This is a genomic window from Fulvivirga maritima, from assembly GCF_021389955.1.
Classification (GTDB): domain Bacteria; phylum Bacteroidota; class Bacteroidia; order Cytophagales; family Cyclobacteriaceae; genus Fulvivirga; species Fulvivirga maritima.
On the sequence record NZ_CP089980.1, the window covers coordinates 1,428,468 to 1,441,526 of the forward strand.

Genomic DNA, 13,059 nt, shown 5'->3' on the forward strand with positions numbered 1-13,059 from the left:
TTTTAAATTACTAAATCGATTGCAAATTTAATTAAATTCACAATTTCCTATATTACAATTAAAAAATTTTTAAAAATGCCGTTATAAATGGAGCTGATAATAAAAGTCCATCAAAACGATCCAAAAATCCGCCATGTCCGGGAATTAACCTACCAGAATCTTTAATTTCTATACTTCTTTTAAAAAGAGACTCTACCAAGTCACCATAAGTACCGCCTATAACTATAATGAGGCCAATGCCCATCCAATGCCACAAGTCTAAAATTCCCGTAGTATAATAGAGTGCATAAGCCATGGTCATAGCCAATAATAGGCCTCCCACGCTACCTTCCCACGACTTTTTTGGAGATACACGTTCAAATAGTTTTCTTCGGCCGTATCTCACACCTGTAAAATAGGCACCAGTATCATTAGACCATAAAATTAATAATGAACCTAGTATAAGTTGAAAAGTATAATTTCCGGGTTCAAAAGCGATTACATTGAGTAGCGAAAAAGGTATTGCTACATATAATATACCCAAAAAAGTAAAAGCTATTCCTCTAAAAGGTTTTACTTCCTTACTTCTATACAAATAAATTAAATAAACACAGGTGATAATAGGGAAAAGTATAAAGTAATACTTGCTATCTATCTGTCCACTTTCAATAAAGAAGGACAGTAAAAACAAACAAGCACCACAAATAGTACCGAAAGTCTTAAGAGGCAGCATACCATCCAGGCCCACCAGTTTATAAAACTCTAGTTGAGTGACTATACAAATTGAAAAAAAGATTACAAAATAGCTCCACTCACTAAAGCAGATACTACTGATAATCACTAAAGCCCCGCCCATTCCAGCGATCACTCTTTGAGTAAAATTGCTGTATTTATTTAATATTGATGTCATTGTTTAACAGTTGTAGCCCTCCATCACTTTATCAGAGGCCACATATACTCCAGAAGAACAAATGATAGGACTAAACTTCTCATTAATAATTACCTGAGAAACAAATCTTTTGCTGCGATAGCGTTAAAGACGCACTTCTCCCATGAATAATTAATTCACCTGCCTTCTAAAAAAATAATTTCTAAAATAAATCAATAGTCCTGTGGTAATAATAGCGAATATTAACACAGTAGGCAAAGGGACGGTATCAGTATTTTCAATATCATACCCAATTACTTCCTTCTGAGCCAGCAGAACCATTACCAGAGTAAAGCCATTATTCACTAAATGGGCCAAGATAGGAATGATTAGGTTTCCTGACCAATAATATAAATAACCGAACAATGCCCCTAAAAGCAAACGAGGAATAAATCCGAAAAACTGCATATGGATAGCACTAAATAAAATAGCAGACACCCAAATGGCCACATGTATGTTTTTACTAAACTTATGAGTTAGTGTTTGCACAAAACCTCTAAAAACCAGTTCTTCACCTATGGGAGCTATCACAGCTATTACTATAAATGCAAGAACTATTTCAATAATACTATTAAACTCTGTGAGAAATTCAGTCATTTCTGCCATCTGATCTTCTTTAGCTCGAGCCCATTGTTCAAAGCCTTTTAAAAATTCAGGAAATACCAGGTTTGAATTCCATTCTATAAAAATGGCATTTACCATCATAAAAGAAAGCACTATAAATACGGTTAATATAAGAGGCTGTATGCCAATTCTTTTTTCAAAAAAGATACTTATATCTTGCTTGAGGACAAGCTTAAGATATAACCAAGGGAGACAAACCATGCCTAACAGCGTGCCGAAAGCCTGACTCACAAACAATACTAGTTTTATATCAGGGTACCCTTGTGGGTTAGATAAAGCCGCACTGAGCTCAGTTAATGAACCCTGAAAAAAGGGCACACATAACATCACCCCTACTACAGAACCCAATAAGGAACCGATTAAAGCAAGTACAAAAATAAAAATAGCAGTAGTCAGGGAACTTACTCCACTTGAGAGATGTATATTATTGTCGAATTTATTCATAATTTGACGTAAATTTACAGTTTATTTTACAAAGACAAATGCAAAGTTAACCCCCGAGTTGATGGTGAAAATTGGAAATATAGAGATTGGTGATTTTCCGCTTTTATTGGCTCCAATGGAAGATGTAAGTGATCCTCCCTTTAGAGCAGTATGTAAGGAAAATGGTGCAGACCTGATGTATACGGAGTTTATATCATCAGAGGGATTAATACGCAACGCTGCCAAGAGCGTAGAAAAACTAGACATCTATGATTATGAACGCCCTATTGGTATTCAGATTTTCGGAGATAAAATAGAGTCTATGCGAGAGGCGGCTTCTATTGCAGAGGAAGCCAGCCCAGAGATGATAGACATCAACTACGGATGTCCGGTAAAAAAAGTAGCAGGCAAAGGTGCAGGAGCCGGGATATTGCTTGACCTACCGAAAATGCAAAAAATGACTGCCGAAATAGTAAAGCAAGTAAACCTGCCAGTAACAGTAAAAACTCGCTTAGGATGGGACGAAAGCACTATTAAAATTATAGAAGTAGCTCAAAGATTGCAAGATGTAGGTATTTCTGCCCTTACTATTCATGGCAGAACCCGAAAGCAAATGTATAAGGGCGAGGCCGATTGGACCAAAATTGCTGAAGTTAAGAACCACCCTGATATACATATCCCAATTTTCGGAAATGGAGATATTGACTCTCCTGAAAAGGCCGTTGAATACAAAAACAAGTATGGTGTAGATGGCATTATGATAGGAAGAGCATCAATAGGCTATCCATGGATTTTTAATGAGATAAAACATTTCATGAAAACCGGCGAGCACTTACCTCCTCCTAGCATAAAGGACAGAGTAAATGCCGCCCAAAAACACCTTAATTTTTCTGTAGAATGGAAAGGTGATAAAAAAGGAATTTTTGAAATGAGAAGACATTACACCAACTATTTTAGAGGTATCCCTCATTTTAAACCCTACAGAACCAGACTGGTAGAATCTATATCACATGAAGAAATATTAGGTATTCTATCAGAAATAGAAAATAACTTTACAGAAGTGTTTGCCTCATAACCAGGCAAACACTTAACTGGCCATTTTTTCTTTTGATTCCACATGGATAAGTATGCCTATACCATAAACTTCTCCTTCATCATTAATTATAGGCTCACAGCGATTTACCAGCATACCTTCTCCCATTTCATATTTAGCCTCGAAAGATTCTCCCGCAAGCGCTCTGTCATATTGGGCTCTTACAGCCTTTTTCTGAGTTTCATCAAGGCCATTTAACAAGCTCATACCTGTTTTCACCTCCGAACCAAAAATAGCGGGGGCTCCTTTTTTGAAACGGTCGTTAGACACAATAAGGTTATAATCACTATCAATGGCTAAGAGCATATCATTAGAGGTATTCAATAGCGAGCTCATTACCTGACTCATTCTATGATTTTCAACCTCCATTCTCTTTCTGTCAGAAATATCTCTAGAGAATATGGATGCGCCTATGATTTTATTCTTATCATTTCTAACTGGGTTAATATAATACTCTCTCCAAGTATCCTCTCCACGTACGGAACTCTTAAGCACAAATTTCAACATCTCACCAGCAAAAGCACGATCATAATACTCTTTCCACTCATCTCTCACACTTCCCAACATCTCAAGCGCATTAGAACCTTCACCCAAACCTTCATACTGAGTACCTACATAGCGAGACTTTTGCATAGCATTCATAATTACCACATTATAATCCAGATCTATGGTAATAATGCTATCCGTAGTATTATTTATGAGAGCATTAAAATTGGCCTCCTTTGCCGCCAGGGTACGCTGTGTACGAGCCATCTCTTCCTGCGTGGCTTGCATCTCTTCCATATTTTGCCTCATCTCCTCTTCCTGAGACTGCATCTGCTCTGTCATCTCTCTAGATTGCAAAAGCAAGTCTTTGGTAGCCTGATTGGTCTTAGCACTAATAACACTAGAAGCAATACTTTCGCCTACCTTCTCTAAAAACTCAATATCAAAATCCTGGAAAGGCCTGAAAGAAGCCATTTCTAAAACCCCAACCAATTCATCATTAGATTGGAGTGGCACCAGTAAAAGACTGTTAGGAGTAGCCATACCTAAACCAGAAGTGATGTTCACATAATCTGACGGCACTTCTTTTAAATGAATAAACTTCTTCTCCACAGCTGCCTGGCCAACTAACCCCTGGCCGATCTCAACTCTCTTTTGTAAGTACTTTTTCCTTTCATAAGCTCTGCAAGCCCTGAGCTCAAGATGTCGGTCAGCCCCATTTTCATCTTCTTCCAAAATAAAAATCCCACCTTGATTCACCTTCATATACTTTACAAGCTCGGCTATTACTTTATCACAGAGTTCGGTAAGATCATCAGAATTAGCCCTGAGAATATCCCCAATAGAAGCAAGCCCAACATTAACAAACCTTTCTTTTGATTCTCTATCAGCAGCTTCTACCAAGCTTTCACGCATTTCCATTAGCGCCTTACCTAGTTTATCTGGCTGATCTGCCTGGTATTTCGCTTTTAGGTCTCCTTTACTTATGTTATCTGCAAAATTGATGTTGGTATCCATCAGCTGAAGCTGTTCCTGCATTTGCAAATTACTAATAGCAGATTCTTCCGTTTGCTTCTTTTGTAACTGCGCCCACAGCGCACATAAACCCGCATATAAGAGCATAATACCCGCATGTAAAAGGGCATTTTTATAAGTCAAGTCGGGTACATTAGTAAAAAAGCGCTCGTACTCTGAACCATATATTTCAAAGAAAAATATAATTACAAAAGTAGCCAGAGCATAAATTACGGCAGGAAGCAGCACTACCCAGTCTTCATAAAACAAAAGCACTGTGAGTGACACAAAATAGAAGAAGTACATTTCATAAGTGCCGTGGAGCTGCAGAATAAATTGCAAAGGAAAATTCCACAATAGAAAGCTAACAGTAATCCTGAAAAACAGTGTACCGGAAGCGAGTGTTTTGACTAAATAATACAACCCTAAAGACACCAGGCCCATAACTACGCCTAATTCCCAGGTATAATAAACTAAGGACAGCAATAGGCCAAAGACAAAATAACCTAGCACAAAATACTTGACTATATTATCAGCATCATTATGAACTTTTTCATGAAATTTTTGCAGCTGATCACTAAGGAGTTGCTCTTTATCTAGCATATATTAATTAGACAAAATTTTTTAAAAACAGAGGATTTACACAAAACCCGGTCTAATATATACTATAATGCTATTAATTACAATGATAGGGGAGGCAATGAGGTTAAATAAATACCCATTATGCAAAAAAGGGGTAACCTGAATGGCAACCCCTAAATTATTTTCTTTATTAGATAATTACAGCTTTTCTTTGATTCTAGCTGCTTTACCTTGTCTTCCTCTCAAGTAGTAAAGTCTTGCTCTTCTTACTTTACCTTTTCTTACTACTTCAATTTTCTCAACACTTGGAGAAAGAATTGGGAATATTCTTTCAATACCAATTCCATTAGAAACTTTTCTTACAGTAAAAGTCTCCCCATTAGAATTAGGGTGTCTTCTTTGGATTACTGTACCTTGAAACTGCTGGATTCTCTCCTTGTTACCCTCAGTAATTTTTACGTGTACATTTACTGTATCACCGGCTTTGAAAGAAGGAAATGAATTTCTTCTCTCGCTGTATTCAGCCTCGATTGATTTGATAATATCATTCATGATCTATATCTCTAAAAAGTCTCAATTCTAAAACGGAGTGCAAATATAAAATAATTTTTAGAATATACTACCATATAAGTATAAATTAAATATTCACACCGCTTTACAACTCGTGTTTTATAAAATTTTATTTTATTCAGAGCATTTTAAACTTCTAAAATGCCCTATTTTAATTTAAATGGAAGTTTTATAGTAACAGTACTTCCCAGGTTAACCTTACTCTCAATACTGATTTCCCCTTTTAACTTGGTAATGATCTGGTTAGAAATATATAAACCTAACCCCGGCCCTTTAGACAGAGTAGCTCCTCTAAAAAACATCTCAAAGGCTTTCGTTTTTATTTCATCACTCATACCTATACCATTATCTACTACAGAAACCAGCAAATGATCAGCTGATGAAGTAACATATATCCTTATATAAGATTCTGCACTTCGGTTTCTAAAATGCACTGCATTAGAAATCACCTGAAAGAAAACCAATTTCAACCTCTCTTTATCACTCACCAAGGGCTCATGCGTAGTGGGCTTGGGCAATGAAATATTTACATCACTTACACCATCAATAAACCTAAGGCTGTGAAAGGCATCATGAATTAATTCATGAATATTTACCGACTCCCAATGAATATTGTCAAGCAAATTCCAGGAGTACTTGGTAAGTAGAAATAACACTTTCTCCATTTCAAGAGAAGTATGCCTAGCCAGCTCTGCATAAGAATTAATTTCTTCAGAATCAGAAACTTGTGTTATAAGATTCATAAGCCCCCTCAGTGTAGTTATGGGAGATTTAAGGTCATGCGAAGTGCGATATATTATCTGATCAAGTTCCTTATTGCGGCTTTTCAGCTCAGCTAAAACTTTTTCTAGCTGCACATTTTTACTTACCACATTTTCTATAGCGGCAGTAAGCTCTTCGTGCTGGGCCTGCAGCTCTTCTTCCTTTTCAGATAGTTCTTTTCTTGCCCTTAACCATTTGTCCTTAAAATCCTCCATAGAGATTACTTCAGGAAATTAAACCAGGTCGTCTCTTCTTGGTTCTTTCTACGGATTGCTCAAACCTCCAGTCCTCTATTTTCTTCTCATTACCCGATAATAAAACTTCAGGAACTTTCATTCCTTCAAAATCCGCTGGCCTGGTATAAACCGGCGGAGCCACAAGGTCATCTTGATAAGAATCTGTTAACGCGGATGTCTCATCAGAAAGCACACCAGGTAAAAGCCTTATAACTGCATCGCAAACCACTGCCGCAGCTAATTCGCCTCCTGAAAGCACATAATCTCCTATGCTTATCTCCCTGGTAATAAAATGCTCCCTGATTCTTTCATCAACTCCTTTATAATGACCACATAGTATGAGCAAATTACCTTTTAGTGAAAGTTCATTAGCCACCTTCTGACTAAACTGCTCACCATCAGGACTCATATATATAATCTCATCATAGTCAGTATCTTCCTGCAATTTTCTGAAACAATTCAGAATGGGCTCCATCATCATGACCATACCAGCTCCACCACCATAAGCATAATCATCTACCTTCAGATGCTTATCAGTAGAATACTCTCTCAGGTCATGTACATGCACACTTACCAGCCCTTTGTTCTGCGCCCTTTTAAGAATAGAATCTCCAAAAGGACTCTCTAACAAACGAGGCAAGCAAGTAATAATATCTATTCTCATATTATTCAAGATAAATATCTAAAAGCCCCTCAGGCAAGCTAACATTTATTTTTTTTTCTTCATGATCTACTGATGTTATAATTTCATCATTTATAGGCACCAATATTTCCTTTTGATTAAAATCCACTGCCAGCAGGTCCTGCTGTGGAGATGCATAAACATCTTTAGCCACACCAATACTGCCTTGGGCTTCATCTACCACCTCATAGCCTATTATTTCATGAAAATAAAATTGATTGCCGGTAAGTTGGGGCAAAACTGCCAGCGGCAAAAACAAGCTATTACCTGTCAACTCATCAGCCTGCTCTGCAGTATCCACATCTTCAAATTTAACTACGGCCTTATTACCTTTTAAGCTCAGGCTATCAATAAAAAAAGGAACCAGTTTTTTGTTGATCTCAACAAACACTGATTCCATTTCCTGATAATATTGGGGATCGTCTACATCTAATAAGATATTAACTTCTCCCTTTAAGCCGTGTTTTTTGATGACGTAACCGAGTTGGAAACACTCATCAATATTCATAGCTCTTACTCTTTATCCTCAGACTCTTCTTTTTGTTCTGCCTCAGGAGCCTCTTCTGCAGTAGCTTCACCTTCTGCTTCAGCTGTAGCTTCAGGAGCTTCTTCAGCAGGAGTGTTTTTTTGTTTCAAAGCTTCCGCTCTAGCTTCTTTCACTTTAGTTTCAGCATCTTTTCTTGCCTTAGCTGTAGCAGCTGCATCTTTGGCAATCTGATCTCTTCTTGTAGTGATTTTAGCTTCTTTTTCTTGTAACCAAGCATCAAATTTCTTATCTGCTTCTTCTTGGGTTATTGCTCCTTTATTAACACCTATTTGTAAGTGTTTTTTAAGCATAATTCCTCTGTAAGAAAGCATTGCTCTTACAGTATCGGTAGGCTGAGCACCTTTCATTACCCAATCAAACGCCTTATCCTCATTCAACTCTACAGTTGCAGGATCAGTGTTAGGATTGTACCTTCCGATTTTTTCAATGTAACGACCATCACGTGGTGCTCGGGCATCAGCTACGACTACATCGTACATTGCCCTCTTCTTGCGGCCTCTACGGGCCAATCTAATTTTTACTGCCATTTTGTTATATTAGTTTTTAAATATTGCGGAACACGTCCGGCATTTAAAAGACTGCAAAGATAACTGTTTTTTTTATAAATACATTTTTTATACAAACATTTATCCCTTTTATTCCATTATAAACCGTAAATTCAATAGTAACAAAACACACATATGCCAAAATAATGGCAATTGATTGAAAATCAGAGATATTTGCATATGCGTGTTTACGGTTTTTTTATTAAAATCATGTTCTATACCTTTGTTTCAGTAATAAAGAACACGTTTTACTCATGGATAAATATTCCTACATCTCAAATGCACACGGCCACTATCTGGACGAATTATATGAAGCATATAAAAATGATCCTGAATCAGTAGATGGCTCTTGGCAAAAGTTTTTTGAAGGGTTCGAGTTTTCTCAAACGAAATTTGGCGAAAACGGAGCAGCAGCAGGTGATGGCATTTCTTCTAAGGAAATGTATGTCAGAAATCTTATTCACGCCTACCGGTCCAGGGCTCACCTAAAGTCTGACACCAACCCGGTGAGAAAGCGTAGAGATCATAATGTATCTCTTAACATAGAAGATTTTAATCTTACTAAAGAAGACCTGAAAACGGAATTTGAAGTAGGTGATATTTTAGGTATAGGGAAAGCCACATTAGAAAAAATTATTTCCACTCTTGACAAAGTGTATTTAGGCAAAATAGGCTTTGAATACATGCATATAAGAGATTCAGAAATTCTGGAATGGTTTAAGAAGAAATGTGAGAAAGAAGCTATAGACACCACTCCTAATAGCGATACTAAGCAGAGGATCCTAAATAAATTAAATGAAGCAGTAGTTTTTGAAAACTTCTTGCACACTAAATTTTTAGGTCAGAAAAGATTCTCTCTTGAAGGTGGTGAAAATACAATACCTGCTCTGGATACTCTAATAAATACCGGAGCTGAGTTTGATGTGAAGGAAGTAGTAATAGGTATGGCTCACCGAGGTCGCCTAAATGTGCTGGCCAACATAATGGGTAAAACCTACGAAGAAATTTTCAGCGAATTTGAAGGCAACACCACTCCTGACCTTACCATGGGTGACGGTGACGTGAAATATCACTTAGGTTATGCCAGCCATTTAAAAACAACTTCTGGGAAAGATGTATATGTAAAACTTACTCCTAACCCATCTCACCTGGAAGCAGTAGACCCTGTAGTACTGGGGTATACTCGCGGCCAAATAGATGATGAGTACGGCGGCGATTTGAAAAAAGGCATGTCTGTTTTAATACATGGTGATGCTGCTCTTGCCGGACAGGGAATAGTTTATGAGATCACTCAAATGTCTCAACTACCTGGTTACAGAACAGGGGGAACAATCCACTTTGTAATTAACAACCAGGTTGGTTTCACTACAGACTATGATGATGCCCGTTCTAGTATCTACTGTACTGACATAGCTAAAATAATAGATGCTCCGGTATTACACATTAATGGTGATGATCCGGAAGCGGTGGTATTTGCTTCAAAATTAGCGGTAGAATACAACCAGAAATTTGGTAAAGATATATTCATTGACCTTTTATGTTATAGAAGACACGGTCATAATGAAAGTGATGAGCCTAAGTTTACTCAGCCAAAACTTTATAGTCTTATAGCTAAGCATCCTAATCCAAGAGAAATTTATGTGAAAACATTGATTGAAAGAGGAGATATTGATGGTAAGGCTGCCAAGAAATTAGACAAAGAGTTTAGAAACCTACTGCAGGACAGGCTTAATGAAGTAAAACAGAAACCGCTTTCATACAAACCTCAAAAGGTAGAAGAAGAGTGGAAACAACTCTCTAAAGCTAAGCCCGCTGACTTTGAAAGTTCACCGGACACTAGCATAAGCAAAGAAGTAGTAGATAAAGTAGCCAAGGCACTCACCTCTATTCCTAAAGGTTTTAAACCTCTAAAGCAAATTGAAAAATTACTCAAAGACAGAAAAACTAACTTCTTTGAGAAAAAGGAATTATCATGGGCTGATGCCGAATTACTAGCTTATGGTTCATTACTTACTGAAGGCAAACTGGTACGTATGTCTGGTCAGGATGTAAAAAGAGGAACCTTCTCTCACAGGCATTCTTATATATTTGATGCGAACACTAATGAGCCGTATTGCAACCTTGACCATATAGAAGAAGGTCAGCAGAAATTTAAAATCTACAACTCTTTATTATCAGAGTTTGCAGTATTAGGTTTCGAATATGGTTTTGCTATGGCTACACCAAATGCCTTAGTAATATGGGAAGCACAGTTTGGAGACTTTGCTAACGGGGCACAAGTAATGATTGACCAGTTTATAGTAAGTGCCGAATCTAAATGGCAACGCATGAACGGATTGGTAATGTTACTTCCTCATGGTTATGAAGGTCAAGGGCCTGAGCACTCTAATGCCAGACCTGAAAGGTTCTTACAGCTAGCTGCAGAAGAAAACATGATCATTGCTAATTTGACTACTCCGGCTAACCTCTTCCACTTATTGAGAAGACAAGTTACCTGGAACTTCAGAAAGCCTTGCGTAGTGTTCTCTCCTAAATCATTATTGAGACACCCTAAAGTAGTATCTCCATTAAATGATATTACTGACGGCAAATTCAAAGAAGTAATAGCAGACGATTATGTAGATGATAAATCTGTAAGAAAAGTGCTTCTATGTACAGGAAAAGTATATTTCGACTTACTTGAAGAGCAGGAGAAAAATGAAGTAAAAGATGTGGCTATAGTACGTGTAGAGCAGCTTTATCCTTTCCCTAAAAATCAAATTGACGAAATATTAAAGAAATATAAGAATCCTAAATTGGCTTGGGTACAAGAAGAGCCTGCCAATATGGGATATTGGTTCTTCATCCAGAGATTCATGGGTGACTATGGTCTTGAGTTAGTTTCTCGTAAAGCGAGTGCTTCTCCAGCCATTGGTTACGCTAAAGTTCATAAAGATGAACAAGCCAGAATCGTAGAAAAATCATTTGAAAAATAACATTAAAAAATAACCCCATGAGTTTAGAGATAAAAATCCCTGAAGTAGGAGAATCTATTACTGAAGTTACCATTGGCTCCTGGTTAAAAAGCGATGGAGACTATGTAGAGCAAGACGAAATTATTGCAGAAATAGAAACTGATAAGGCTACTCAGGAATTTCCCGCAGAAGCCGCCGGTATATTAAAAATAAAAGTAGAAGAAGGTGAAACTGTAGAGGTAGGATCTGTAATTGCAGAAATCGACACTGAAGCAAAAAAAGATGGAGGTTCATCAGAAGCTCCTGAAGAAAAGCCTGCAGATTCAGCTCCTTCAGAATCATCAGAAGGTAAAAAAACAGGTGAGGTAAAAGAAATGAATGTTACCGAACTTGGAGAATCTATTACCGAAGTTACTTTAGCTTCTTGGTTAAAAGAAGATGGCGATTATGTGGAGATGGATGAAACCATTGCTGAAATAGAATCTGATAAAGCCACTTTTGAATTACCTGCTGAAGCAAATGGTATTTTAAAAATAGAAGCTCAGGAAGGCGATACGCTTGAAATAGGTGCCTTAATCTGTAAAATAGAGGTTATGGAAGGTGCACCTGCATCTGCCAGTAGCTCTTCTCAAAAGGAAACTGAAGCCAAGCCTGCAACTCAAGCTGCCAATGGCAACCAAACGTATGCTACAGGCCATGCTTCTCCTGCTGCAGCTAAAATATTAGCCGAAAAAGGCATAGATCCTAAAGATGTAAAAGGAACGGGTGTAGATGGCAGAATCACTAAAGAAGATGCCGAAGCAGCTCAAAAGTCCGCTAAGAAAGAGGCTCCTAAAGAGCAAAAAGCTAGTCAGGAAAGTGGCCCTAAATATGCAGGTGGCGTTTCTCGTGAAGAAAGAAAAGAGAAAATGACCAACCTGAGAAAAACCATTGCAAAAAGGTTGGTTTCTGTGAAAAATGAAACTGCCATGCTTACCACTTTCAACGAAGTGGACATGAAACCTGTAATGGATCTTAGAAAAAAATATAAAGATCAGTTTAAAGAAAAGTATGGTGTAGGCTTAGGCTTTATGTCATTCTTTACTAAAGCTTGTTGCCAGGCATTAAAAGAATGGCCTGCGGTAAATGCGGCTATTGATGGTAATGAAATTATTTACCATGATTACTGTGACGTATCTATCGCTGTTTCTACACCTAAAGGACTTGTAGTGCCTGTAGTAAGAAATGCTGAATCTATGGATTTCCAAGGTATAGAAAGCGAAATCATAAGACTGGCTGTAAAGGCCAGAGATGGTAAACTTTCTATTGATGAGATGAGCGGTGGTACTTTCACTATCACTAATGGTGGAGTATTTGGCTCTATGATGTCTACTCCAATCATTAATGCACCTCAATCTGCCATTTTAGGAATGCACAACATAGTAGAAAGACCTGTGGCTATCAATGGCCAGGTAGAAATAAGACCTATGATGTACATAGCATTATCTTATGACCACAGAATAATTGATGGTAGAGAGTCAGTTAGCTTCTTAGTAAGAGTAAAAGAGCTCTTAGAAGATCCTGCAAGATTAATGCTTGGAATATAAAGCATTGAATATGCCATGCTTTAATACTATAAGATTTAAAATGCCAGC

At 37.5% G+C, this 13,059-nt stretch carries 11 protein-coding genes; 3 read left to right on the forward strand and 8 right to left on the reverse strand.

The window, feature by feature from the left end:
- Positions 1-58: 58 nt before the first annotated feature.
- Together LVD15_RS05985 and LVD15_RS05990 are read right to left on the reverse strand one after the other, a co-directional pair.
- Entirely contained in the window at positions 59-889 is an 831-nt protein-coding gene (locus tag LVD15_RS05985; RefSeq protein ID WP_233779394.1) for a phosphatidate cytidylyltransferase, read from the reverse strand.
- A 150-nt stretch (positions 890-1,039) separates the two neighbouring features.
- Positions 1,040-1,975 (reverse strand): CPBP family intramembrane glutamic endopeptidase, encoded by a 936-nt coding sequence (locus LVD15_RS05990; RefSeq protein ID WP_233779395.1) that lies wholly within the window; start codon positions 1,973-1,975, stop codon positions 1,040-1,042.
- A gap of 61 nt (positions 1,976-2,036) precedes the next feature.
- Between LVD15_RS05990 and dusB the strand changes: the two genes are divergently transcribed.
- Positions 2,037-3,029, forward strand: a complete 993-nt coding sequence (gene dusB, locus LVD15_RS05995) for a tRNA dihydrouridine synthase DusB (protein ID WP_233779396.1) — start codon at positions 2,037-2,039, stop codon at positions 3,027-3,029.
- A gap of 12 nt (positions 3,030-3,041) precedes the next feature.
- On the opposite strand, the gene LVD15_RS06000 is transcribed toward dusB, so the two are convergent.
- The 6 genes from LVD15_RS06000 to LVD15_RS06025 form a co-directional block, all read right to left on the reverse strand.
- On the reverse strand, positions 3,042-5,150 hold the full coding sequence (locus LVD15_RS06000; RefSeq protein ID WP_233779397.1) for a GAF domain-containing protein: 2,109 nt from the start codon (positions 5,148-5,150) through the stop codon (positions 3,042-3,044).
- A 177-nt stretch (positions 5,151-5,327) separates the two neighbouring features.
- The gene (rplS, locus tag LVD15_RS06005) at positions 5,328-5,681 is read right to left on the reverse strand and encodes a 50S ribosomal protein L19 (protein ID WP_233779398.1); all 354 of its coding nucleotides are present in this window, start codon (positions 5,679-5,681) and stop codon (positions 5,328-5,330) included.
- A 164-nt stretch (positions 5,682-5,845) separates the two neighbouring features.
- Positions 5,846-6,676, reverse strand: a complete 831-nt coding sequence (locus tag LVD15_RS06010) for a sensor histidine kinase (protein ID WP_233779399.1) — start codon at positions 6,674-6,676, stop codon at positions 5,846-5,848.
- Between the two features lie 10 nt (positions 6,677-6,686).
- Positions 6,687-7,361 (reverse strand): tRNA (guanosine(37)-N1)-methyltransferase TrmD, encoded by a 675-nt coding sequence (gene trmD / locus LVD15_RS06015; RefSeq protein WP_233779400.1) that lies wholly within the window; start codon positions 7,359-7,361, stop codon positions 6,687-6,689.
- 1 nt (position 7,362) lies between these two features.
- The gene (gene rimM / locus LVD15_RS06020; protein ID WP_233779401.1) at positions 7,363-7,887 is read right to left on the reverse strand and encodes a ribosome maturation factor RimM; all 525 of its coding nucleotides are present in this window, start codon (positions 7,885-7,887) and stop codon (positions 7,363-7,365) included.
- 5 nt (positions 7,888-7,892) lie between these two features.
- On the reverse strand, positions 7,893-8,453 hold the full coding sequence (locus LVD15_RS06025; protein ID WP_233779402.1) for a 30S ribosomal protein S16: 561 nt from the start codon (positions 8,451-8,453) through the stop codon (positions 7,893-7,895).
- Positions 8,454-8,725: 272 nt separating this feature from the next.
- Between LVD15_RS06025 and LVD15_RS06030 the strand changes: the two genes are divergently transcribed.
- Both LVD15_RS06030 and odhB read left to right on the forward strand, forming a co-directional pair.
- Positions 8,726-11,446 (forward strand): 2-oxoglutarate dehydrogenase E1 component, encoded by a 2,721-nt coding sequence (locus LVD15_RS06030; RefSeq protein WP_233779403.1) that lies wholly within the window; start codon positions 8,726-8,728, stop codon positions 11,444-11,446.
- Positions 11,447-11,463: 17 nt separating this feature from the next.
- Positions 11,464-13,011 carry a 2-oxoglutarate dehydrogenase complex dihydrolipoyllysine-residue succinyltransferase gene (odhB, locus tag LVD15_RS06035; protein WP_233779404.1) on the forward strand — a complete coding sequence of 516 codons (1,548 nt, stop codon included), beginning with the start codon at positions 11,464-11,466 and terminating at the stop codon, positions 13,009-13,011.
- Positions 13,012-13,059: the final 48 nt, after the last annotated feature.

Excerpts from the sequence above, each read along its gene's own strand:
- trmD (WP_233779400.1), bottom strand. The coding sequence starts at position 7,361 with ATGAGAATAGATATTATTACTTGCTTGCCTCGTTTGTTAGAGAGTCCT.
- LVD15_RS06025 (WP_233779402.1), bottom strand. The coding sequence starts at position 8,453 with ATGGCAGTAAAAATTAGATTGGCCCGTAGAGGCCGCAAGAAGAGGGCA.
- LVD15_RS06010 (WP_233779399.1), bottom strand. The coding sequence starts at position 6,676 with ATGGAGGATTTTAAGGACAAATGGTTAAGGGCAAGAAAAGAACTATCT.
- LVD15_RS06030 (WP_233779403.1), top strand. The coding sequence starts at position 8,726 with ATGGATAAATATTCCTACATCTCAAATGCACACGGCCACTATCTGGAC.
- rimM (WP_233779401.1), bottom strand. The coding sequence starts at position 7,887 with ATGAATATTGATGAGTGTTTCCAACTCGGTTACGTCATCAAAAAACAC.
- LVD15_RS05985 (WP_233779394.1), bottom strand. The coding sequence starts at position 889 with ATGACATCAATATTAAATAAATACAGCAATTTTACTCAAAGAGTGATC.
- dusB (WP_233779396.1), top strand. The coding sequence starts at position 2,037 with ATGGTGAAAATTGGAAATATAGAGATTGGTGATTTTCCGCTTTTATTG.
- odhB (WP_233779404.1), top strand. The coding sequence starts at position 11,464 with ATGAGTTTAGAGATAAAAATCCCTGAAGTAGGAGAATCTATTACTGAA.
- LVD15_RS05990 (WP_233779395.1), bottom strand. The coding sequence starts at position 1,975 with ATGAATAAATTCGACAATAATATACATCTCTCAAGTGGAGTAAGTTCC.
- rplS (WP_233779398.1), bottom strand. The coding sequence starts at position 5,681 with ATGAATGATATTATCAAATCAATCGAGGCTGAATACAGCGAGAGAAGA.
- LVD15_RS06000 (WP_233779397.1), bottom strand. The coding sequence starts at position 5,150 with ATGCTAGATAAAGAGCAACTCCTTAGTGATCAGCTGCAAAAATTTCAT.